22 protein-coding genes are annotated in these 21069 nt (G+C 57.2%); 14 read left to right on the top strand and 8 right to left on the bottom strand.

What is annotated here, in order from left to right; all coding sequences use genetic code 11:
* Positions 1-43: 43 nt before the first annotated feature.
* Positions 44-541, bottom strand: coding sequence for a GAF domain-containing protein (locus HMPREF1144_RS04985; protein WP_014229825.1), 498 nt, complete (start codon positions 539-541; stop codon positions 44-46).
* 132 nt (positions 542-673) lie between these two features.
* Here HMPREF1144_RS04985 and yebS point away from each other — a divergent pair, with 132 nt between their 5' ends.
* The 5 genes from yebS (at position 674) to HMPREF1144_RS31035 (ending at position 6700) form a co-directional block, all read left to right on the top strand.
* Entirely contained in the window at positions 674-1957 is a 1284-nt protein-coding gene (gene yebS / locus HMPREF1144_RS04980; protein ID WP_032721497.1) for a membrane integrity lipid transport subunit YebS, read from the top strand.
* A complete protein-coding gene (locus HMPREF1144_RS04975) occupies positions 1926-4559 on the top strand; it encodes a PqiB family protein (protein ID WP_004852064.1) in 2634 nt (877 codons plus the stop codon). Before yebS ends, HMPREF1144_RS04975 begins: the two co-directional genes overlap by 32 nt.
* Positions 4560-4637: 78 nt before the next feature.
* On the top strand, positions 4638-6071 hold the full coding sequence (gene rsmF, locus HMPREF1144_RS04970) for a 16S rRNA (cytosine(1407)-C(5))-methyltransferase RsmF (protein WP_071532241.1): 1434 nt from the start codon (positions 4638-4640) through the stop codon (positions 6069-6071).
* Positions 6072-6186: 115 nt separating this feature from the next.
* Complete coding sequence (locus HMPREF1144_RS04965) at positions 6187-6426, top strand: YebV family protein (protein ID WP_004852069.1); 240 nt, start codon at positions 6187-6189, stop codon at positions 6424-6426.
* Between the two features lie 97 nt (positions 6427-6523).
* On the top strand, positions 6524-6700 hold the full coding sequence (locus HMPREF1144_RS31035; RefSeq protein ID WP_009651991.1) for a YebW family protein: 177 nt from the start codon (positions 6524-6526) through the stop codon (positions 6698-6700).
* Between the two features lie 11 nt (positions 6701-6711).
* On the opposite strand, the gene pphA is transcribed toward HMPREF1144_RS31035, so the two are convergent.
* Positions 6712-7365, bottom strand: a complete 654-nt coding sequence (pphA, locus tag HMPREF1144_RS04960; RefSeq protein ID WP_009652051.1) for a protein-serine/threonine phosphatase — start codon at positions 7363-7365, stop codon at positions 6712-6714.
* 164 nt (positions 7366-7529) lie between these two features.
* Between pphA and HMPREF1144_RS04955 the strand changes: the two genes are divergently transcribed.
* From HMPREF1144_RS04955 to HMPREF1144_RS04930, 7 genes are all read left to right on the top strand, one after another.
* Positions 7530-8474 carry a VirK/YbjX family protein gene (locus HMPREF1144_RS04955; protein WP_009651984.1) on the top strand — a complete coding sequence of 315 codons (945 nt, stop codon included), beginning with the start codon at positions 7530-7532 and terminating at the stop codon, positions 8472-8474.
* Between the two features lie 111 nt (positions 8475-8585).
* Complete coding sequence (locus HMPREF1144_RS32855) at positions 8586-8729, top strand: Ecr family regulatory small membrane protein (protein ID WP_009651986.1); 144 nt, start codon at positions 8586-8588, stop codon at positions 8727-8729.
* Between the two features lie 579 nt (positions 8730-9308).
* A complete protein-coding gene (locus tag HMPREF1144_RS04950) occupies positions 9309-9860 on the top strand; it encodes a spore coat U domain-containing protein (protein ID WP_009651998.1) in 552 nt (183 codons plus the stop codon).
* Positions 9861-9882: 22 nt separating this feature from the next.
* Entirely contained in the window at positions 9883-10401 is a 519-nt protein-coding gene (locus HMPREF1144_RS04945) for a spore coat U domain-containing protein (protein WP_004852079.1), read from the top strand.
* A gap of 18 nt (positions 10402-10419) precedes the next feature.
* On the top strand, positions 10420-10881 hold the full coding sequence (locus HMPREF1144_RS33470) for a molecular chaperone (RefSeq protein ID WP_009651980.1): 462 nt from the start codon (positions 10420-10422) through the stop codon (positions 10879-10881).
* 305 nt (positions 10882-11186) lie between these two features.
* Positions 11187-13517 carry a fimbria/pilus outer membrane usher protein gene (locus HMPREF1144_RS04935; protein WP_009652022.1) on the top strand — a complete coding sequence of 777 codons (2331 nt, stop codon included), beginning with the start codon at positions 11187-11189 and terminating at the stop codon, positions 13515-13517.
* A 14-nt stretch (positions 13518-13531) separates the two neighbouring features.
* Positions 13532-14491, top strand: coding sequence for a spore coat protein U domain-containing protein (locus tag HMPREF1144_RS04930; RefSeq protein ID WP_009652026.1), 960 nt, complete (start codon positions 13532-13534; stop codon positions 14489-14491).
* A gap of 384 nt (positions 14492-14875) precedes the next feature.
* Here the strand turns inward: HMPREF1144_RS04930 and HMPREF1144_RS04925 are convergent, their stop codons facing one another.
* The 3 genes from HMPREF1144_RS04925 to yobA are packed head-to-tail and all read right to left on the bottom strand — an operon-like array spanning position 14876 to position 16479.
* Positions 14876-15214, bottom strand: a complete 339-nt coding sequence (locus tag HMPREF1144_RS04925) for a YebY family protein (protein ID WP_004103344.1) — start codon at positions 15212-15214, stop codon at positions 14876-14878.
* A 16-nt stretch (positions 15215-15230) separates the two neighbouring features.
* Complete coding sequence (copD, locus tag HMPREF1144_RS04920) at positions 15231-16100, bottom strand: copper homeostasis membrane protein CopD (protein WP_004852088.1); 870 nt, start codon at positions 16098-16100, stop codon at positions 15231-15233.
* Between the two features lie 4 nt (positions 16101-16104).
* Positions 16105-16479 (bottom strand): CopC domain-containing protein YobA, encoded by a 375-nt coding sequence (gene yobA, locus HMPREF1144_RS04915; protein ID WP_004852090.1) that lies wholly within the window; start codon positions 16477-16479, stop codon positions 16105-16107.
* Between the two features lie 135 nt (positions 16480-16614).
* On the opposite strand from yobA, the gene HMPREF1144_RS04910 reads away from it, so the two are divergent.
* Together HMPREF1144_RS04910 and exoX are read left to right on the top strand one after the other, a co-directional pair.
* The gene (locus HMPREF1144_RS04910) at positions 16615-16845 is read left to right on the top strand and encodes a DNA polymerase III subunit theta (RefSeq protein ID WP_004103351.1); all 231 of its coding nucleotides are present in this window, start codon (positions 16615-16617) and stop codon (positions 16843-16845) included.
* A 78-nt stretch (positions 16846-16923) separates the two neighbouring features.
* The gene (gene exoX, locus HMPREF1144_RS04905; protein ID WP_004852093.1) at positions 16924-17583 is read left to right on the top strand and encodes an exodeoxyribonuclease X; all 660 of its coding nucleotides are present in this window, start codon (positions 16924-16926) and stop codon (positions 17581-17583) included.
* 6 nt (positions 17584-17589) lie between these two features.
* Here exoX and ptrB read toward each other — a convergent pair whose 3' ends face one another.
* From ptrB to HMPREF1144_RS04890, 3 genes are all read right to left on the bottom strand, one after another.
* The gene (gene ptrB / locus HMPREF1144_RS04900; RefSeq protein WP_009652043.1) at positions 17590-19650 is read right to left on the bottom strand and encodes an oligopeptidase B; all 2061 of its coding nucleotides are present in this window, start codon (positions 19648-19650) and stop codon (positions 17590-17592) included.
* A 133-nt stretch (positions 19651-19783) separates the two neighbouring features.
* Positions 19784-20464 (bottom strand): tellurite resistance TerB family protein, encoded by a 681-nt coding sequence (locus HMPREF1144_RS04895; protein ID WP_009652017.1) that lies wholly within the window; start codon positions 20462-20464, stop codon positions 19784-19786.
* A 144-nt stretch (positions 20465-20608) separates the two neighbouring features.
* Positions 20609-20968 carry a YebG family protein gene (locus HMPREF1144_RS04890; protein WP_009652029.1) on the bottom strand — a complete coding sequence of 120 codons (360 nt, stop codon included), beginning with the start codon at positions 20966-20968 and terminating at the stop codon, positions 20609-20611.
* Positions 20969-21069 lie beyond the last annotated feature (101 nt).

Raw genomic sequence — 21069 nt, 5'->3', positions numbered from 1 at the left:
TCATTATAATGACGTCATCGGTAAATGCTACGTTATCCGTTGATTATCCTGCGACGCGGGTGAATATTTTTTGATAATCAGTCGCAGAAATGAGTTTTTCCAGATGCGCGACCAGTTCTGCCAGTCCCTGCTCATCTTCAGCGGTGAAGCGGGAATGCGCCGTGCTATCGATATCCAGGACGCCGATAGTTTGATTGTTCACCCGTAACGGGAAGACAATTTCCGAATTACTGGCGGCGTCACAGGCGATGTGCCCATCAAACGCGTGAACATCCTCTACCCGCTGCACGCGATTCTGCGCGACGGCAGTCCCGCATACGCCGCGTCCGACCGGAATCCGCACGCAGGCCAGCTTGCCCTGGAACGGGCCAAGCACCAGCGTGTCACCTTCCAGAAGATAGAAACCGGCCCAGTTCACGTCGGTCAGCCGCTCGAACAGCAGCGCGCTGGTATTTGAAATCATCGCCAGAAAACTGGTTTCGCCTGCCATTAACGCCTGAAAATCGCGGTTCAAATCCGCGTAGAATTCTGATTTGTTCATTATTTGGTCGCTTAGTTGTCTTACTACCTTACACTTACAGCCTAATAAAATAAGCTTTAAATGCATTCATGCTCAAGATGAATTCATTCCTGAGTTAAGATAGAGAGATACACTCATTTCTGTAAGCTATAAATGCCACTAAAAACACCCAGGATTACGCCAGCAAAAAAAATGATCGTCTACTCGGTCAGCGCCCCCGTTGAGCACGCTCACTATCAGCGCTGTCCGCAGTGCGACCTGCTGTTTCGTTTACCGGTCCTTAAAAAGAATCAAAGCGCCTGGTGTCCCCGCTGCAACGCCAAAGTGCGCGATGGCCGCGACTGGTCGCTTACCCGGCTGGGCAGCATGGCAATCGCGATGCTGCTGCTGATGCCTTTTGCCTGGAGCGAACCTCTGCTGCGTTTGCATCTGCTGGGCGTGCGTATCGACGCTAACGTCCTTCAGGGCATCTGGCAAATGACCGGCCAGGGCGATCCGCTCACGGCAGCGATGGTGCTATTTTGCGCGGTCGTGGCGCCGGTGCTGCTGGTGGCCTCAATCGCCTATCTGTGGCTGGGCAACGTGCTGGGCATGAATCTGCGCCCGATACTGCTGATGCTGGAGCGGCTCAAAGAGTGGGTGATGCTGGATATTTACCTGGTCGGCATCGGCGTCGCCTCCATTAAGGTGCAGGATTACGCCTTCCTGCAGCCGGGCATCGGGCTTATCGCCTATATCTCCCTCACCCTGCTCAGTATCCTGACGCTTATCCATATGAACGTGGAGGAGCTCTGGGAGCGTTTTTACCCCCAGCGCCCGGCGCTGCGGCCGGATGAAAACCTGCAGGTTTGCCTCGGCTGCCATTATACCGGCCATCGCGATTCGCGCGGCCGCTGCCGTCGCTGCCACACTCCCCTGCGCCACAGACGCCGCCAGAGCCTGCAAAAGAGCTGGGCTGCGCTGATTGCGTCAATGGTTTTCCTGTTGCCTGCCAACCTGCTGCCGATCTCGATTATCTACGTCAACGGCGCGCGTCAGGATGACACCATCCTTTCCGGCATTATGTCGCTGGCCAGCAGCAACGTCGCTATCGCCGGCGTCGTGTTCATCGCCAGTATTCTGGTGCCATTCACCAAAGTAATTGTATTGTTTACGCTGCTGGTCAGCATACAATTCAAGTGTGAACAGGGATTACGTACCCGCATCCTGCTACTGCGGCTGATTACCTGGATCGGCCGCTGGTCTATGTTGGATCTTTTTGTCATCGCATTAACCATGTCGCTGATCAACCGCGATCAGCTCCTCGCGTTTACGATGGGGCCCGCCGCGGTCTATTTTGGCGCCGCGGTAATATTAACTATCCTTGCTGTTGAATGGCTGGACAGCCGCTTACTTTGGGACGCACATGAGTCAGGAAACGCCCGCTTCGCCGACTGAAGCCAAAATTAAAACTAAACGCCGTATCTCGCCATTTTGGCTGCTGCCGGTCATCGCGCTGCTGATTGCCGGCTGGCTGATATGGACCAGCTACCAGGATCGCGGTACAACGATCGTTATCGACTTCCAGTCCGCTAACGGTATCGTCCCTGGCCGCACGCCTATCCGCTATCAGGGGGTAGAAGTCGGTACGGTGGAGAACATTTCGCTAAGTAAAGATCTGAGCAAAATTGAGGTTTCCGCCAGCGTCAAGGGCGATATGAAAGATGCGCTGCGCAAGGAGACGCAGTTCTGGCTGGTAACGCCGAAGGCTTCTCTCGCCGGCGTGTCCGGCCTGGATGCGCTGGTGGGCGGTAACTATATCGGCATGATGCCCGGCCAGGGTGAGCCCGAGGATCACTTTGTCGCCCTCGATACCCAGCCGAAATACCACATCAATAACGGCGAGCTGATGATTCATCTCAAGTCAGCGGATTTGGGTTCTTTAACCAGCGGCTCGCTGGTCTATTTCCGCAAAATTCCGGTCGGCCGGGTGTATGACTACGCCATTAATCCGAACAATCAGGGCGTCACCATTGATGTGCTGATCGAGCGGCGTTTCACCAACCTGGTTAAAAAAGAGAGCCGTTTCTGGAACGTATCCGGCGTGAAGGCGGACGTCAGCCTGAGCGGAGCGAAAGTCCAGCTGGACAGCCTCTCGGCGCTGGTGAACGGCGCTATCGCCTTTGATTCCCCGGATGATTCTCCACAGGCTCAGCAAAACGCGGATTATCACTTATACGAAGACCTGGCGCACAGCCAGCGCGGCGTGGTGGTTAAACTGGATCTCCCGGATGGCGCAGGCTTAAAAGCGGGCTCTACGCCGCTGATGTACCAGGGACTCGAGGTTGGCCAGCTCAGTAAGCTGAATCTCAATGGCGACGGGAAAGTGACCGGCGAAATGACCGTCGACCCGAGCGTCGTCAGCCTGCTGCGCGAGAAGACGCTGATTCAGATGAAGAAGCCAAAAATCTCGCTGGATAACCCCAGCGTCAGCGCCCTGCTGACCGGCACCACCTTCGAGCTGGTCCCCGGCGAGGGTGAACCCCGCAACCAGTTTGCCGTGCTGCCTGCCGATAAATCCATTCTGGAAGAGCCGGATGTCGCGACCGTCACGCTCACCGCGCCGGAAAGCTACGGCATCGACGCCGGGCAGCCGCTGATTCTGCACGGCGTGCAGATTGGCCAGGTTCTGGAGCGCAAGCTGAACGCCGATGGCGTCACGTTCCAGGTGGCGGTGATGCCGGAGTACCGTTCTCTGGTACGCGGCGATAGCAAATTCGTGGTCAACAGCCGCATCGACGTTAAAGTCGGCATCGATGGCGTGGAGTTCCTCGGGGCCAGCGCCAGCGAATGGGTCAGCGGCGGGATCCGCATTATCCCGGGCGACAAAGGGGCGATGCAAAGCCGCTATCCGCTGTATGCGAACCAGGAAAAGGCGCTGGAAAACAGCATGAGCGATCTGCCGACCACCACGCTTACGCTCTCAGCCGAGACGCTGCCGGACGTGCAGGCAGGCTCCGTGGTGCTGTACCGTAAATTTGCGGTCGGGGAAATCATCACCGTGCAGCCGCGCAAGAACGCCTTTGAGATCAATATCCATATCAAGCCGGAGTATCGCCATCTGCTGACCAGCAACAGCGTGTTCTGGGCCGAGGGCGGCGCAAAAGTGCAGCTTAACGGCAGCGGCCTGACGGTGCAGGCATCCCCGCTCTCCCGCGCGCTGAAGGGCGCGATTAGCTTTGATAACCTCAGCGGCGCCAGCGCCAGCGCGCGGATCGATAACAAACGCGTACTGTATGCGTCAGAAACCGCCGCCCGCGCGGTGGGTGGGCAGATAACCCTGCACGCCTTCGACGCCGGTAAAATCGCCGAAGGGATGCCAATTCGCTACCTGGGGATTGATATTGGCCAGATCCAGTCGCTGAATTTAATTACCGCGAAAAACGAAGTGCAGGCGAAAGCGGTTCTCTACCCGGAATACGTCAATACCTTTGCCCGCGCCGGGACGCGTTTCTCGGTGATTACGCCGCAGATATCCGCGGCGGGCGTTGAACATCTGGATACCCTTTTCCAGGCCTATATCAACGTCGAGCCGGGACGCGGTGCGCCGCGCCGTGATTTCGAAATACAGGAAACCACGATCAGCGATTCACGTTATATCGACGGCCTGAGCATTATCGTCGAAGTACCGGAAGCGGGTTCGCTGGGTATCGGCACGCCGGTGCTGTTCCGCGGGCTCGAAGTCGGCACGGTGACCGGTCTGATGCTCGGTTCGATGTCGGATCGCGTGATGGTACAGCTGCGTATCAGCAAGCGTTATCAGTATCTGGTGCGCAACAACTCGGTGTTCTGGCTGGCTTCCGGCTATAGCCTCGACTTTGGCCTGATTGGCGGGGTGGTGAAAACCGGTACCTTTAATCAGTTCATTCGCGGCGGCATCGCGTTTGCGACGCCTCCGGGTACGCCGCTGGCGCCGAAAGCGCAGGATGGCAAACACTTCCTGCTGCTGGAGAGCGAACCGAAAGAGTGGCGCGAATGGGGCACCGCCCTGCCGCGCTAAGCATAACAGGCTCCGGTGTCCGCCGCCGGAGCCTTTATGGTAAACTACGCCCCCTTTTTTCGTTGTGGTGCGCTCCCCGTGGCTCAAAACGCTGTCTATCTTCCTGAAGAATTCCTCGCTCAAATGCGTGCGGCAATGCCGACGCATCTCTCTTTTGACGACTTTATCGCCGCCTGCCAGCGCCCGCTGCGGCGAAGCATTCGCGTCAATACGCTGAAAATCACGGTGGCTGATTTTTTGCAGCTGGTCGCCCCCTATCGCTGGCAGCTCACGCCGGTTCCGTGGTGCGAAGAGGGTTTCTGGATCGAGCGTGAAGATGAAGACGACCTGCCGCTGGGCAGCACGGCCGAGCACCTTAGCGGGCTGTTTTACATTCAGGAAGCCAGCTCCATGCTGCCGGTCGCCGCGCTGTTTGCCGACGGCCAGATGCCGAAGCGTGTGATGGACGTCGCCGCCGCGCCGGGTTCTAAAACCACGCAAATCGCCGCCCGCATGGGCAATGAAGGCGGCATTCTGGCCAATGAATATTCCGCCAGCCGGGTTAAAGTCCTGCACGCCAACATCAGCCGCTGTGGAATCAGCAACGTGGCGCTGACCCATTTCGATGGTCGGGTATTCGGCGCCGCGCTGCCGGAATGCTTTGACGCGATCCTGCTCGACGCCCCCTGCTCCGGCGAAGGGGTAGTACGTAAAGATCCCGATGCGCTGAAAAACTGGTCGCCGGAAAGCAACGCGGAAATTGCGGTGACCCAGCGCGAGCTGATTGACAGCGCGTTTCACGCCCTTCGCCCCGGCGGGACGCTGGTTTACTCCACCTGTACCCTGAACCGGCAAGAAAACGAAGAGGTAGTCAACGGGCTGCTGGCGCGCTATCCGCAGGCGGTAGAAGTCTTGCCGCTCGGCTCACTGTTCCCGCAGGCCAGCGAAGCCCTCACCGAGGAGGGCTTCCTGCACGTCTTCCCGCAGATTTTTGACTGCGAAGGGTTCTTCGTCGCCCGTTTACGTAAAACTGCGGCCATCGACCCGCTCCCGGCGCCGGGTTATAAAGTGGGGAAATTTCCCTTCACGCCGCTTAAAACCCGCGAATCCGCCGCCGTGATTGCCGCCGCCGCCGCCGTCGGTTTGCAGTGGACCGCCGACCATACGCTCTGGCAGCGCGATAAAGAAATCTGGTTATTCCCACAGGCGCTCGAAGCGTTATTCGGCAAAGTGCGCTTTTCCCGTATCGGCATCCGGCTCGCCGAAACCCATAACAAAGGCTACCGCTGGCAGCACGAAGCGGTGATTGCGCTTGCCGCGCCGACCGCTCCCCTGGCGCTGACGGAGGCCGAAGCGGAAGCGTGGTATCGCGGTCGCGATATCTACCCTGAAACGCTCCCGCAGAAGGATGATGCGATTGTCACCTATCAGGGCGCGCCGATCGGGCTGGCGAAAAAAGTCGGGTCGCGTTTAAAAAATAGCTATCCCCGCGAACTGGTGCGTGACGGTAAGCTTTTTAGCAAAAAAGCGTGATGGCGCATCGAAAAACAGCATTTTTTCACTGGCGCTTTACGCCCGGTTGTCTACGCTGAAAAATGGCGGCCTTAACTGGTCGTACCACAATTCAGCAGACAAACGGGGTGAATTTATGGCCAAAACTAACGTACGTATCGGCGCGTTTGAGATAGACGACGCCGAACTGCACGGCGAACAGCAGGGAGAGCGAACGTTAAGCATCCCCTGCAAATCCGATCCGGATTTATGCATGCAGCTTGATGCATGGGACGCGGACACCAGCGTACCCGCCATACTTGATGGTGAACATTCCGTCCTCTACCGTAAGCACTACGATCGCCAGTCCGATGCCTGGGTCATGCGCCTCGCCTGACTCAATTGAACCCGTCGCCTGAGACGGGTTATTTATTTCCCCGCTTCTCCGTCATCTCCTACACTTAACGCTATGTTTTTCAGGATATGAGACTCGGATGTTTGCCTTAGTGCTGTTTATTTGTTACCTGGACGGCGGCTGTGAAGATATCGTTGTCGATGTTTACGATAACGAGCGGCAGTGCACAACGGCCATGGACGATCAGCGGATACGCCACGGCGGCTGCTTTCCGGTAGAAGATTTTATCGATAGTTTCTGGCTTCCCGCCCGATAATACAGCGATTTTTAGTCTGCCAGCTGTAGCGCCACCAGGGTTAGCTCTCCACCAAACACGGCCCCCGTATCGATATAGTGCTGGTTATCGCTGTCGTAGCGTCGTTTCAGCGGCGTATGGCCGAACCAGAAATGATCAGCGCCGGCAATCGCGCCGTGACGCCCGGCGAGGTGGTCGGTAAGACGCTGCCGACGCCACATCACCTGTTGCTCATCAACAACGCGCTGCCAGCGATAAACCGCGGCGGGGTAATCAGCGTGGGCAATCACGTGCACCTGCTCACCGCTGTGGAGTTCAATAATCAGCGGCAGGCGGCGGCAGCGGGCAATGAGCGCCGTAAGGCGTTGCTTTTGGCTCGCCGCACGCTGCGTATACCAGTCGCCTCCGTTCATCTCCCAGAGCCTCATATCGCCGTCGGCAAGCGCCTCCAGCGCCATCTGTTCATGGTTTCCACGCACCGCGTAAACCCAGCGATAGCGCAGTAAATCCAGACACTCCGCGCTTTGTGGCCCACGATCGATCAGATCGCCCACCGAAAGGAGCAGATCCTGGTAAGGGTCAAACTTGCGCTCACGAAGGGCCGCCATCAGGCGTGCGAAACAGCCGTGCAGGTCACCCACCAGCCAGATATTACGCCAGTCGCAACCGTAAATACGCTGATACATATTTCGTCCTCCTCGCATAATTATAGGAAAACCCTGCGGCTTCACCGCCCGTAAATTGGCACCTCAATCGATTTTAAACGAAAGCCAAATATAGTCTGGCCGGGCATTAAGCTCCCCACGATATATCCATAGAATAGAGGCTAAATAACACCGAGGTATTCATCGTGACGGATAACAGCCTGCATTCAGCAAGCGTAGTTGAGCGACGCCCAAATCTCATTGCCGATCTGGTGATGGGCCGGATCACCCCCGCCCCCATCTGGCAACAACGGCATTACCGGCTTAAGTTTTTACTGCGCACGGCATTATTTTATGCGCCAACGCGCAGCATGCTGGAGAACCTGTCGGCGCGTGCGGATTTCAATCAGCTGCTCGCCGCTCAGGTGACGCTGCCGGGTAAAGTCCATCGCCAGTATTTAACCCGCGGGTTAAACGCCAGCCAGCGCGCTCAGGCCATTATCAGCCACTATCAGTTCGTTGATTCCCTGGGCGCCTCGCGCCTCGCCGGGGCCATGACCGCCGCGAAAGATGTGCCGCTGCTTGAGCTGAAAGGCAAAGACGACAGCCGGTTTACGCTCTCCGCTTCCTCGGCGGGCAAAGCCGAACGCGAGGGCGAAACGACGCTGTGGCTGCGTGATAGCGATGAGATTGTGCTTGCCAGCGCGACCTTTAGCGTCACCCGCCAGCAGGAGCAATGGCAATTGACTATCGGCGGCCTGCAGGGGCCGCGCAGCACCGTTCCGCACGAAGTGATTAAACGGGCGACCCGCGCCTGTTACGGCCTGTTCCCGAAACGCCTGCTGATGGAATTTATCTGGTTAATGGCGGCGCGTTGCAACATTCATCACATTTACGGGGTCAGCGACAGCGGCCACGTCTTCCGCGCGCTGCGCTATCGGTTGAGCAAAGGGCGCCATTTTCACGCCAGCTATAATGAGTTCTGGCACTCTATCGATGGGGTCGCCGACGGCGCCTGGCGCTGGCGTCTGCCGCTGCAGCTGGAAAGAAAGACGCTTGAGAGCATCGCCAGTAAGAAACGCGCCGAATATCGTCGCCGCTTCCAGCTGCTGGATGATATGGCCGCTCAGATGGCGATACTCATGGATTAGCTCTCCCGCCGCTTCGCCAACGCCGTTTAGCACAACGGCGTTTGCATCTTCAACGGCGCTTTAGTTACTATCATAACTTCGTTGTACTCCTTGCGGACGGCTAGAGAAGTTATGAGCAAAACAGAATTACTCCTGCTGGCTATCCTGTTGATTATTTTGACCGCTGCTCTGTGGTTTATTTTTAGCGGACAAATATGGTTTCTGGTGAGCTTTCTGGAAACATGGCTGTATCCCTCTTTTGTGGCGCCAGAATAAATCGTTGCCCATTATTTTCACGCCGCCGTTGGCCCCCTTCGCCTCCCTGACAATAACCCATAGCGCGGTCAGAAGAATAACCGCCAAAAAAGTGAAAAACTGTCTCTTATCTATTATTTAATTTGTCATACAAATGTGTATACTGGGTCACTTCCGATGTTGGCCCGTAAAGTTCACCTGCACTATGGGCCTGATTTTGTGCAGGTGTTTTCTCCTCGCCCTTGCTCAACGGCGCCTCCAGTGTCTATACCCGCCTTTTTGTCCAGGTTTTTTGTTGCAAACTTTGCGCCAGATAGTGATTTAAGAAAAAATCGCCCTATTTTCACGCCCCTTCAAAACACAATTAAAAAACATAACACCAACAATTAATTAACAAAAAGAGTTTGCATCCACATAAAAGGCATAAATACAGAACAACAATCCAATAAAAAATACATAACCAGCCATAAATACAAAATTACACATATCTTGCAGGAGTAGTTATACGTTAACCAACAAAACCGCGGCACTTAATCGGTGACCAACGTCTATCGCTACATTGTTGTTTTTCTTCAGCGGCTTTCCACTAAGAGGTTCTCTATGAACGTCACAACGATCTCGCGCAGTCTCCTGGGCGGCTTACTGAGCGCCATAGTCATTCTTCAACCGGCTTCTGCAGCGGGAACCTTAAGCGGCCAGATTGGCGTCCAGGTGACGCTCGGCAGCGGATGCAGCGTATCGAATGTCCGCAATGGCGAAAACAACCGCTGGGGCAACATTAATTTCGGCTCCTATGGCGATTTAGCCAACTCCATTGATGCGGAGATCACCGGCAGCGGCGGCGGAAGCGCCCTAACCGTGACCTGCACCGAGGATCTTGCCTCGACCCTGACGCTTGACGGCGGTCAGTCTGGCGATGCTGCCCTGCGCTATATGAAAAACGCCGCTGGCACCCAGCAGATTGCCTATCGGCTCTATTCGGATGCCGCCCGCAATAACGAAATCCTGCCTGGCGGCACGATACCTATCGTTGGCACAGGGAATCCACAGGCGATTCCTGTTTTTGCCCGCATTCGCCCCGAAGACCAGAGCGTCAACGCGCCGACAGCCGATGTGTATGACGACATTGTCACCGCGACCTTAGCCTGGTAACCGCATAAGGAAAATGGGCGTCATGCTTCGACCAGAGTGGCTTACATTACTTCTGCTTTTTACCTCGGGCGCCCATGCCGCCGTTGCCCAAAAGACATTCAAAGTCTCCGCGCAGATAACCGCAGGCTGCGCGCTGGGCGCCGGGGACGGCTCCCAAACGACGGACTTCGGCACGCTGAATTTTGGCACCCTGTCTTCGCTTTACAGCAACGTGGATGTCGCGAGTACCGCCGGCGCAGGTTCCATCATCGTGACCTGCACGCCCGGCACCGCTATTTCAATCGCCCTCGACTATGGCGTCAACGGCGGCTCAGCCACTCAGCGCTACATGTCGAACGGCAACAGCAGCACGCTGGCGTACCAGCTCTATCAGGACGCCAACCGCGCTAACGTTTGGGGCAGCAGTACGCTGGCCCTGAGCGTCGCATCCTTTCCGAGCACCACGCAAACCTACACGGTTTATGGCCGCCTTTTTGCCACGAATGGCTTCCCGGCGGTGGGCTCCTATACCGACACGGTCACCGTCACGCTGACCTATTAGATAATTCACAGGTTAACTATGATTCGCTGTAGATTTGCGCCGTTTATATTCGCTTTATTGCTTCCCTCATCCGTACTGGCCGCCAGCTCCGTTCTGGTATGGCCGATATTTCAAACGATCGAAAGCCACGAAACAGGGTCCGAACTGTGGCTGGAGAATCGCGGCAGCGCGCCGGTTAATTTGCAGCTGCGCGTGTTTGCCTGGGATCAAAAAGCGTCAGCGGACGTCTACGCCGATCAGCGGGATGTTGTCGCCAGCCCGCCTTTTACCACGGTAGCGCCGGGGCAGCGCCAGCTTGTGCGGCTCATGCGCGTCGCCCCCATCGCAAACGGCAAAGAGCAGTCCTACCGCATTGTTATCGATGAGATCCCTGCCGCGCAACCCGCGGCGCAGACGGAACAGAACGCCGCCGGGCTGAAAATGCGCATGCGCTATGTCCTGCCGCTGTTTACCTATGGGCAGGGCGTCATGCCGCTATAGAACGCGGGTTCAGTCGAACCGGTAAGGGCCACGCTGCGCTGGTCGCTCTCGCAGCAAAATAACCGCCAGACGCTGTGCATCGATAACAGAGGCAATCAGCACGCGCGCCTCAGCGCGGTTTACTGGGCGAACGCGAGCGGCAAGGGGCGCATTCCCCAGGCTAATGGTCTTCTCGGCTACGTTCTGGCGCAGAAAAAGAGCTGTTTCCCGAGCGCCGGAAACGCTTCCGTGCCGTCAGGAATGCATCTGTTCGCGAAATTAACGGATAACGGTCAGGCGGTGGAAATTCCGGCGAATCGTTAAAAATGAGAGATCTGAGAAGGACGGCGTCCGGGGGGCTGCTGGCGATAGCGTCGGTAACGGCCTGCGCCGCGACCTATGATTCCCTGCCTGCGCCTGCAGCATCCTACGGCGAAAAGCAGGAGTACGAGCTGTACCTCAGCGTATCGGTCAACGGCAATATTCTGGCCGGCGCCGTTCCGGTAAAGGTCAACGCTGGCCACTACTGGATCGCGGCCAGCGTGTTGCAGCAAGCGCATATTCCCCTGCAAACCGGCGACGCGCTGGTTGATGTGACGACGCTCCCCTCGGTGAAAGTGGAATATGACCAGCCGGGTCAGATCCTCAAGCTCCAGGTTCCGGACAAATGGCTCCCCGAGCAGCACATCGGGGGGATCACGGAACAACCTGGCCAGACCGCGATAAGCAGCCCGGGAATTTTATTTAACTACGACGCTTACAGCCTCTTTTCATCCGGCGGTTCGCAAACCACCAGCACCTTCACCGAAACGCGCCTTTTCGGCCCGCCGGGGGTCCTTTCCAATAACGCCGTGATTCGGCAAAACTGGTCTTCGACGGGCTACGAGCAGCAGGGCTATATGCGCTACGACACCCTGTGGAAGTACAGCGATAGCGACCAAATGATTAGCTACCAGGCCGGGGACGTGGTCAGTAACGCCCTGACGTGGAGCAGTTCCGTGCGCATGGGGGGGCTACGCCTGAGCCGCAACTTCAGCGTTCGCCCGGATCTGGTGACATATCCGCTGCTTAACTTATCCGGCAGCGCGGCGGTTCCTTCAAGCGTCGATCTGTTTATTAACGGCTATAAGAGCAGCTCTGCGCAAATCAATGGCGGCCCCTATACGCTGACCAACGTTCCCTGGATCAGCGGCGCCGGCGAAGCTACCGTGGTGACCACCGACGCTCTGGGTCGCCAGGTCTCCACCAGCATCCCTTTTTATGTCTCCAATACCCTGCTGCGGGAAGGACTGAGCGATTTTGATTTCACCCTCGGCGCCCTGCGCAACAACTACGGTATCAGGAGTGCCGATTATGGCGCCGGCGCGGTAAGCGCTATTTATCGCTACGGATTCAACAACTGGCTCACGCTTTCGACGCATACTGAAGACCGCGAAGGGTTAACCAATGCCGGCATTGGCAGCGATATCGGCGTGGGGAATCTGGGCACCCTCAGCCTGTCGGGCAGCGCCAGCCGTGGCGAGGGAGACGGAAACCAGTTCACCTCGGGTTACTCTTACTATGGCAGTAGCTGGGGAGTGAGCTATCAACATATCCGCCGCAGCGCCGGCTACGACAACCTCAGCACCTATGGGTCTACCGCCACGCTCAGCCGTCAGTCAGACCAGGCCACGCTGAGCCTGAGTCCGTGGGGACGAACCCTCGGTTCTTTTAGCATTGGCTACTTTGATATCAAAGCCGAGGATAATTCGCGCACCCGGCTGCTGAACCTCTCCTGGAGCCGCGGCCTGTGGCTCAGCAGCAGCCTCAGCCTGAGCGTCAACCGCGATCTGCAGGAAGGTAGCTACGCCAGCATGCTGCAGGTCATCATCCCTTTCGATTCGCAAACCTCTGTCCAGCTAAGCGGCCAGCGCGCCAGCGCCGGACAATGGGGAGAAAATATCAGCGTCAGCCGCTCTGCTCCGGCAGAAGGCGGGCTGGGCTGGAACCTCGCCCATTCGATCGGCGGCGATAACTATAGTCAGGCGGATCTGACCTGGATCAACCGCGTGTCAACGCTGAGCGGAGGCTACTACGGGTCGCGCGACGATCGTCACAGCTGGTTTGAGGCCGCGGGCTCGGTGGTGCTGATGGATAACAGTCTGTTTTTCGCCCGGCAAATTAACGACGCCTTTATCGTCGTCTCCACCGGCAACTACCCGAATATTGCGGTGAATTATGAAAATCGCAAAGTCGGCGTGACCGATAAAAATGGTCATCTGCTGATCCCGTGGGCGACGGCGTGGTATCCGGGGAAAGTCACCCTCGATACGCTACCGCTGCCAACGGACACCGAAGCCGTCACGGTGGAGAAACGCATGGCCGTGCGCGAAGGCAGCGGCGCGCTGGTCGATTTCCCGGTGAACCGCGTGCGCTCGGCAACCCTCGTCTTCGTCGATGCCAGGGGGCAACCGCTGCCGGTCGGTACGCCGGTCGAGGAGGTTAACAGCAAGCAGCGCGGCCTGGTGGGCTATGACGGCGTGGTCTGGTTCTCGCACCTTGGACGCCACAACGAAGTCAAAATAAACGCCGGAGAGCTTCGATGCAGCGTCCAGTTCGAACTTCCGTCCTCAACGCCGGTTCCGCAGCGGATAGGTCCGGTTAGCTGCCCCTCTTAACAGCGGAGATAACGTTGAAAAGTATTATTCTCGTATTCGCGATGCTCTTAGCGCTCGGGCAAGCCAGCACCGCGCTGGCCGCCTGCAGCATCAAAACCAGTGCGCCAGCGATCGGCCCGGTCGATTCCTTTGCGCTCAACAGCGCGCCTCAGGGCGTGATGGCCGGCGCGGGGTTTTACTGCACCCCGGAGCTGGTGGCGCTGAACTCAACCAATACGTTAAGCGCCACTCTGGCGTCGGCCAACAAGAGCAACGGCGTTCCGCGGCTGCTTAATGGCGCGGGCGACGCCATCCCTTATAGCGTCTGTTCTGACGCCTCGTGCTCGCCGGCCTATCAGGACGGCAGCGTGATTAGCTGGTCGAGAACAACGCTGCTCGAACTGCTGGGTTTATTTAACTCAAGCGATGGCACCATGCCGCTCTACTTCAGAACCACACCGGGAGCCAACGTCCCCGCCGGTACCTATACCGATGTGTTAACCATCACCTGGGTGTACCGATTCTGCTACGTCGGGCTCGATCTGCTGGGCATTAAGATATGTATTCCGAATAACGGAACCCTGACCTCTACGGTCAACGTGTCGGTGAAGGTGACCAATGTTTGCTATATCGACAGCGCGCCGGACGTCGAATTTGCCTCTGCCGCCCTTCCGTCCGGTTTTAGCCACTACAGCGGCCAGCTTGCCATCCGCTGCACTAAAAACGCGGCCTACACCGTCAACCTCACCAGCACTAACGCCAGCGTCGGCGACTGGCGGCAGATGAGCCAGCCCATTGCGAACCAACCAACCGCCTGGCTGCAGTATCAGTTTTACCAGCCCAACGGCAGCGCCTGGACGGAAAGCAACAATCTCAGCGTAACCGGCTCCGGCGCCGCGCAGTCCGCGAACTACACCCTCAAGATTAACCCGACCCAGAGCAACCAGCCTGCGGGAACCTACAGCGATACCGTACTGGTGACCGTGAGCTACTAAAACGTTAGCAGGCGATTTTTTGTAAAAGAAATGTTTAGGAAATTATTGTTGTGGTATAAGAAAAAGGCCCCGAAAAAAGCGACTGGGGTTTTGCAATGGAATCTGCGGTTTGTGAAAAACAGATAAAAAGAGACCGAACACGATTCCTGTATTCGGTCCAGGGAAATGGCTCTTGGGAGAGAGCCGTGCGCTAAAAGTTGGCATTAATGCAGGCTAAGTCGCCTTGCCTTATAAGAATAGTTTACCGTGTCAGGTTTTCCAGTCCGCGACAAAAGTGGACGAATAATTCGTATCAAAATTGCTGATGCCAACAAAAAACCGCCACGCCCGGTATCGGGGGATGGCGGTTTTTTTCATGTAAATACAGCGGGATGCAGGCGGCGATCAGCAGAGCTTCTGCGCGCGCTCAATAAAGGGTGCCAGGCTCATTTTTTGTCCCGGCTGCTGCGGATCGTCAATCTGGATCACAGAAATCGGCTGCGCGTTGGTTTTACCGTCCTTCATCTGCTGTTCGGCGATGTCGTTTAGCGGGTACTGCACCAGGGTACTGGGATTGATGGCGAACAGCGCGTTGCCCGGACGGCAGGTCAGCATCACCTCTTCACGGTTAAACGCCCAGCTCTCCTTACCCACCTCAAAGCGGCTTACGGTAATCACCTGCGGTGCCGCCAGCGCAGCGCCAGAACTTGCCAGTAACAACATTGTCAGAACGATTTTTTTCATGATTTAACCAGTTTATTCAGAAAGGTTCCCAGGTGGCAAACAGGCTGACGGCAAACAGCGCCAGCGCCCCCAGCGCAATTTCTATCTGCGTGCTGCGCACGATGAGCTGCTCCGCTCGCGTTCCGCCTGCCGACATGCGTGGCACCAGAACATACCGGTTCACCAGCGCAATTGCCACCATTGCCGCCACCAGCGCACATTTGAACAACAGCATACGCCCCCAGGGCGAGGCGCTGATAAGTCCGCCCTGGATCAGCAGCGCATTTACCACGCCGCTGGCGATGGCGCCGGCAACCGCCAGATGCCCATAGCGCGAAAAACGCATCATGGTGCAGATGGCCGCCTGCCGCCAACGACCGTGCGCCAGGCGAAGACAGTAGATAAACGGCAGCAGACCGCCAAACCAGCTGGCCACGCAAAACAGATGAAGCGCATGGTTGGTTCGCTGCACTATCCCCAGCCAGCCATCGTTCATTGCGGCATGCCCGACGCCGGCCAGCAGCAGCAGCTGAGCGCAAAACAGCACCAGCAGCAAACGTCCCGGTCGCCGGGGCTTCAGCCAGACCACCGCCAGCGCCACAAAGGCGAGTAAAATTTGCCATACCCACACGCCGCCAAACTGCGTCCCGGCCACCGCCTGCCAGATAGCCGGCTGCCAGACGTCCGGCCAGCCGTTGCCCATCAAGCCGCCCTGCGCCATCAGCATCAGCAGCGCCGACAGCGCGCTTGCTGATAATAAATAGCGCATCAGCGGATAGAAGCGCTGCATCATCAGACGACGTAAGGCCACCGGCGCCCACCATGCGCCGTAGAGGACGCAGCCGAAAGCGACGATCAGCGAAATGAAATGGATAAAGCGTAAACTGACATAGACTCCACTCAGCATCGGCTTACTTCACGGTAAAGGTGTATTGCCCTTTCGTCTTGTGGCCATCTACGGAGACCACGTGCCAGTTAACGGTATATTCGCCCGGCGTCAACGCCTGCTCAACCGGTACCGTCAGCTGAACCTTATTGCTGTCGCTGCGGACGGGTTTACCGAGGGTGATGGTCTTCTGCTGCGGCCCGGTGAGGGTTACGCCGCTAAACTGCGTTTCGATGCCCTCGGAGAAGTTCAGGGTCAGCGCCTGCGGTGAAGCGTTCACCACGGTATTGGCCGCCGGAAGCTGTTGTTGTAGATGGGCGTGGGCCGATGCGCCTGCTGCGGTCAGGCAACCGGCGAGAAACAGAGACAGACGCAGCGCGCGCCCGGCGATGATTGGCATCGTTGTCATTCCTTTTTGTTATGTATGTAGCACAGAGGATAACCCTGTATAATGACGCAGTCGAGCTAAGCGTCTGAGACTTGCCTTTTTGCCGCGTGCTTAGTACTTTTTGCGGCATTATCAGAGGAGAAACCGATGGAAAAGAACCTGGCTAAACTATCCCAGGAGGAGATGGACAAAGTGAATGTCGATCTCGCCGCGGCGGGCGTCGCGTTTAAAGAACGCTACAATATGCCGGTGGTGGCTGATTTAGTCGAAAGAGAACAGCCCGAGCATCTGCGCGGCTGGTTTCGCGAACGTCTGATTGCCCATCGACTGGCCTCCGTTTCGCTCTCTCGCCTGCCCTATGAACCGAAACAGAAATAATTCCCGTCCCCTGAGGACATCCACGTTGGCAAGACCCGCGCATTCTATTACGCTGGTTTCTTTGGCCTGGAGCGAGCCATGCTGCGCGTAATCGATACAGAAACCTGCGGATTGCAGGGAGGCATTGTTGAAATCGCCTCGGTAGATATTATCGACGGACACATCACCAATCCCATGAGCCACCTGGTTCGCCCCGACCGGCCTATCAGCCCGCAGGCGATGGCGATTCACCATATCACCGAAGAGATGGTCGCCGATAAGCCGTGGATCGAGGAGATTGTGCCGCTGTATATGGGCAGTCCGTGGTATGTCGCCCATAATGCCAGCTTTGACCGCCGGGTGTTGCCGGAAATGCAGGGCGAGTGGATCTGCACGATGAAGCTGGCGCGCCGCCTGTGGCCAGGCATCAAGTACAGCAATATGGGGCTGTATAAATCGCGCAAGCTCAGCGTTGCGACGCCACCGGGACTGCATCATCACCGGGCGCTGTACGATTGCTATATCACCGCGGCCCTGCTGCTCGATATCATCAACACCTCCGGCTGGACGCCTGAGGAGATGGCGACCATTACCGGCCGCCCGGCGCTGCTCTCCACCTTTACCTTTGGCAAATACCGCGGCAAGCCGGTCTCGGAAGTGGCGGAAAACGATCCTGGCTATTTACGCTGGCTGTTTAATAACCTGGATCGCATGAGCCCCGAGCTGCGCCTGACGCTGAAGCACTATCTCGGGGAGTAACCGGCGCTATACCTCCGCCTGGCCCGGCAGCGTCCCCTGCGCCAAGCCAATCAGAAACGCATACTCCAGCGCCACGCCTTCATAGCTTTTGAAGCGGCCGGATTTACCGCCGTGGCCGGAATCCATATCGGTACACAGCAGCAGCAGGTTATCGTCGGTTTTCAGCTCGCGCAGTTTTGCTACCCATTTTGCCGGCTCCCAGTATTGTACCTGCGAGTCATGCAGGCCCGTGGTAACCAGCAGATGCGGATACGCCTGAGCCTGCACGCCGTCATACGGGCTGTAGCTTTTCATATAGCGGTAGTAGGCTTCATCCTGGGGATTCCCCCACTCTTCGAACTCGCCGGTGGTCAGCGGAATCGACTCATCGAGCATGGTGGTGAGGACATCGACAAAGGGAACCTGGGCTACCACGCCGTGGAAGAGCTCCGGCCGCTGGTTCACCGCGACGCCCATCAGCATGCCGCCGGCGCTGCCGCCCATGCCGTAGCAAAAGCGCGGATCGCCATAGCCATGCGCCAGCAGCGCATCGCAGACGTCGAGATAATCGTTGAAGGTATTTTTCTTGCACAAAAACTTACCGTCTTCGTACCACTGCTGGCCCAGCTCGCCGCCGCCGCGAATATGGGCGATAGCGAACACAAAACCGCGGTCGAGCAGGCTCAGGCGGCTGGCGCTGAAATCCGCGTCCATGCTTGCGCCATAGGAGCCGTAGCCGTACACCAACAGAGGGCTGGCGCCCTTGCGGAAATGTTCATGACGGTAGACCAGCGAGACCGGGACTTCCACGCCGTCGCGGGCGTTGATCCACAGATGCTCGCTGCGGTAGTGGCTGGCATCGAACCCTTTGACTTCCTGCTGTTTCAGCACCCGCCGCTCGCCGGTATTCATATCCAGCTCAAACAGCGTATCCGGCGTCGTCATAGAGGAGTAGCCGTAGCGCAGGCGGGCGGTTTCCGGCTCCGGATTATAGGCAAGCCAGGTCACATAGGCCGGATCGTCAAAGGCAATGCCCTGGGACTCTCTTGTCTTACGATTGATCTGACGCAGGCTGGTCAGCCCGCGCTGGCGCTCTTCCACAACCAGCCAGTCGGTAAACAGGGTAAATCCTTCCAGCATGACTTCGTGACGCGGCGCGATCAGGGTCTCCCACTGCTGCTCATCGCGCAGGGTGGTACGATAAAGGCCGAAGTTCTTACCCTCACGGTTAGAGCGCAGATAGAAAGCGTGCTGATAGTGATCGAGGCTATATTCATGATCTTTACGCCGCGGTAGAAAACAGACCGGCTCGGCGTCGGTCATTTCCGCATTGAGCAGCAGCACTTCGCTGGTGGTCGCGCTGGCCAGATAGATCACCACAAACTGCTGGGAAGTCGTCTTGTGCACGCTGACGTAAAAAGTGTCGTCCTGCTCTTCATACACCAGAACATCCGCACTGGCTGGCGTCCCCAGACGGTGGCGCCAGACCTGATACGGCAGCAGCGTGGTGGGATGTTTACGCACGTACCACAGGGTCTGCGAATCGTTACTCCAGGCAAAATCAGGCGAGACGTTCTCCAGCACTTCCGCAAATTGCCGGTCGTCGTTTAAGGAAAAGAAGCGCAGGCTATACTGGCGTCGGGAGAGATAGTCTTCCGCCACCGCCATCAGGCTGTTGTCGGGCGAAACGCCTAATCCGCCGAGGGTATAGAATTCGCTGCCGGCCGCACGCTGGTTGCCGTCAAGCAGGACGTCCCATTCATCCCACTCCTCTTTGACTACCGGCTGGCGTTGATAAATCGCGTACTCGCAGCCCGGCTCGTAGACCTGACGGTAGCGATAGCCATTTTTGCTGTAGGGGGCTGATACTTCGCGCTGCGGAATACGGTCGATAATCTCCTTGAGTACCCTGTCCTGCAGGCTACTTTGCGAAGACATCACTTTTTTGCCGTACTCATTTTCCTGGCGCAGATAATCCAGCACTTCCGCCTGCGAGCGATCGTCATCGCGCAGCCAGTAGTAATTATCGATTCGCGTGTCGCCATGTAATGTCATGGCATGGGGGATCCGTTTCGCTTTTGGTGGCATCTGCTTATTCTTCTGCGGCTTGTATTGAGTACTAAAATTTTCAGGCTGCTTCAAAGCAGCCTGAAGGGTGACGTGACTACACAATATATAAGGGTGGCAAAAGTCGCCAGCGATGCAAGCGAAACGTGCGGATTTAGAGCGTTACGGACTGTTTTTGCGCCTGAATATCCCGCTCGATATCTTCACGCACTTCCTGCGGGAGCTTCAGCGCTTCGCCGAGGGCGTTCAGATAGCTGCGTTCCATAAAGTGGTCAATATCAATGACCGCGCAGCTGATATAGTAAACTTCAAGCGCCTCTTGCTCGCTGCTGATGCCCTGCGCCAGGCTCTGCGGGTCGAGGGGCTGCGCCAGCGCCCGGTCAATTAACACCCGGCCCTGGACGTCGACGTTTGCCGCACGCAGCTGCTCTTCGATATTTGCCCGCTCGCGTTCGTCAATATGTCCATCGCTTTTGGCGGCGAAGACCAGCGCCATAATCAGCCGTTCGCTGCGGGCGTCGAGTTCGGCTGGTGCGGGAGATGGCGCCTGTGCGGGCGCGACATCACCCGATGCCTGCTGCGCGCTGGCGCGCATCTTCTGCTGATATTTATTCCACAAAACGCTACCCGCAACCGCGCCGCCGCCGACCAGCAGCGCACCGGTGCCGTATTTGGCTAACAGCTTGCGCGATGATTTGCTGGCGACCAGCAGCCCGGCCAGCCCGCCGAGCGCGCCCGGCAGGAGTAAATTTTTGCCGCTTGATTGTTCGTCAGATGAAGAAGACCGCCCCTGCTGACCCAGCAGAGACTGCAGTTGATTAAGCCAGTTAGCCATACATTTCCTCGTTGCGCGATAAGCGATACCACCAGCCTAAACGACGCGACGTCAGGAAACGTTATCGGCAGCTAAAGATGAGCAAATGTCGCGCCGGGAAGCGCGGGAGCCTGCCGCCAGAAGCGCTGGCGGCGGCAGCGTAACTCAGGCCGCTTTCGCTTTGCGCGGCTTCGCCGGGGCCGGGGCTTCAGATTCGACGACGTCGTCGGTCTTGTCGCCCTCTTCTGCTTCTGCGCGATCGGCTGGCGCCTCGGCGGTGCCCTCGGCCTCCGGCAGCTTACCGGAGCGCAAAATATGGTTGAGGGTGTCTTTACGTTCGGCCAGCCACATCGCCATGCTATCGCGCTGCTCTTCCTCGAGCGTTAGCGGACATTCAACCAGCCAGTCGTTCAGTACTTCCGCCAGATCGAGCATTTTGTCATAAGCATCGGCCTCTTTTTTGCTGGCAAAAGACATTTTTTCCTCACCTTCGCGAATCACTACATATTTAATTTCAACCGCCATGATGCAGCCTCTCAGTACTGTATTTTTATACAGTATATCAAATTTCTTCCCCGAACTCAAATGACGCGCATAAAGACATGCGCAAACGTTTTCGTTTATAA

Source organism: Klebsiella sp. OBRC7, assembly GCF_000293135.1.
In the GTDB taxonomy this organism is placed as follows: domain Bacteria; phylum Pseudomonadota; class Gammaproteobacteria; order Enterobacterales; family Enterobacteriaceae; genus Klebsiella; species Klebsiella michiganensis.
The sequence above is the reverse complement of the archived record's forward strand: the minus strand, read 5'-3'. Positions and strand labels throughout refer to the sequence as shown.

Bases quoted from the DNA above. Each gene is read 5' to 3' on its own strand.
- HMPREF1144_RS04985 (WP_014229825.1), bottom strand. From the start codon at position 541: ATGAACAAATCAGAATTCTACGCGGATTTGAACCGCGATTTTCAGGCG.
- yebS (WP_032721497.1), top strand. From the start codon at position 674: ATGCCACTAAAAACACCCAGGATTACGCCAGCAAAAAAAATGATCGTC.
- HMPREF1144_RS04975 (WP_004852064.1), top strand. From the start codon at position 1,926: ATGAGTCAGGAAACGCCCGCTTCGCCGACTGAAGCCAAAATTAAAACT.
- HMPREF1144_RS04965 (WP_004852069.1), top strand. From the start codon at position 6,187: ATGGCCAAAACTAACGTACGTATCGGCGCGTTTGAGATAGACGACGCC.
- HMPREF1144_RS31035 (WP_009651991.1), top strand. From the start codon at position 6,524: ATGTTTGCCTTAGTGCTGTTTATTTGTTACCTGGACGGCGGCTGTGAA.
- pphA (WP_009652051.1), bottom strand. From the start codon at position 7,365: ATGTATCAGCGTATTTACGGTTGCGACTGGCGTAATATCTGGCTGGTG.
- HMPREF1144_RS32855 (WP_009651986.1), top strand. From the start codon at position 8,586: ATGAGCAAAACAGAATTACTCCTGCTGGCTATCCTGTTGATTATTTTG.
- HMPREF1144_RS04950 (WP_009651998.1), top strand. From the start codon at position 9,309: ATGAACGTCACAACGATCTCGCGCAGTCTCCTGGGCGGCTTACTGAGC.
- HMPREF1144_RS04945 (WP_004852079.1), top strand. From the start codon at position 9,883: ATGCTTCGACCAGAGTGGCTTACATTACTTCTGCTTTTTACCTCGGGC.
- HMPREF1144_RS33470 (WP_009651980.1), top strand. From the start codon at position 10,420: ATGATTCGCTGTAGATTTGCGCCGTTTATATTCGCTTTATTGCTTCCC.
- HMPREF1144_RS04935 (WP_009652022.1), top strand. From the start codon at position 11,187: ATGAGAGATCTGAGAAGGACGGCGTCCGGGGGGCTGCTGGCGATAGCG.
- HMPREF1144_RS04925 (WP_004103344.1), bottom strand. From the start codon at position 15,214: ATGAAAAAAATCGTTCTGACAATGTTGTTACTGGCAAGTTCTGGCGCT.
- copD (WP_004852088.1), bottom strand. From the start codon at position 16,100: ATGCTGAGTGGAGTCTATGTCAGTTTACGCTTTATCCATTTCATTTCG.
- yobA (WP_004852090.1), bottom strand. From the start codon at position 16,479: ATGCCAATCATCGCCGGGCGCGCGCTGCGTCTGTCTCTGTTTCTCGCC.
- HMPREF1144_RS04910 (WP_004103351.1), top strand. From the start codon at position 16,615: ATGGAAAAGAACCTGGCTAAACTATCCCAGGAGGAGATGGACAAAGTG.
- exoX (WP_004852093.1), top strand. From the start codon at position 16,924: ATGCTGCGCGTAATCGATACAGAAACCTGCGGATTGCAGGGAGGCATT.
- ptrB (WP_009652043.1), bottom strand. From the start codon at position 19,650: ATGCCACCAAAAGCGAAACGGATCCCCCATGCCATGACATTACATGGC.
- HMPREF1144_RS04895 (WP_009652017.1), bottom strand. From the start codon at position 20,464: ATGGCTAACTGGCTTAATCAACTGCAGTCTCTGCTGGGTCAGCAGGGG.
- HMPREF1144_RS04890 (WP_009652029.1), bottom strand. From the start codon at position 20,968: ATGGCGGTTGAAATTAAATATGTAGTGATTCGCGAAGGTGAGGAAAAA.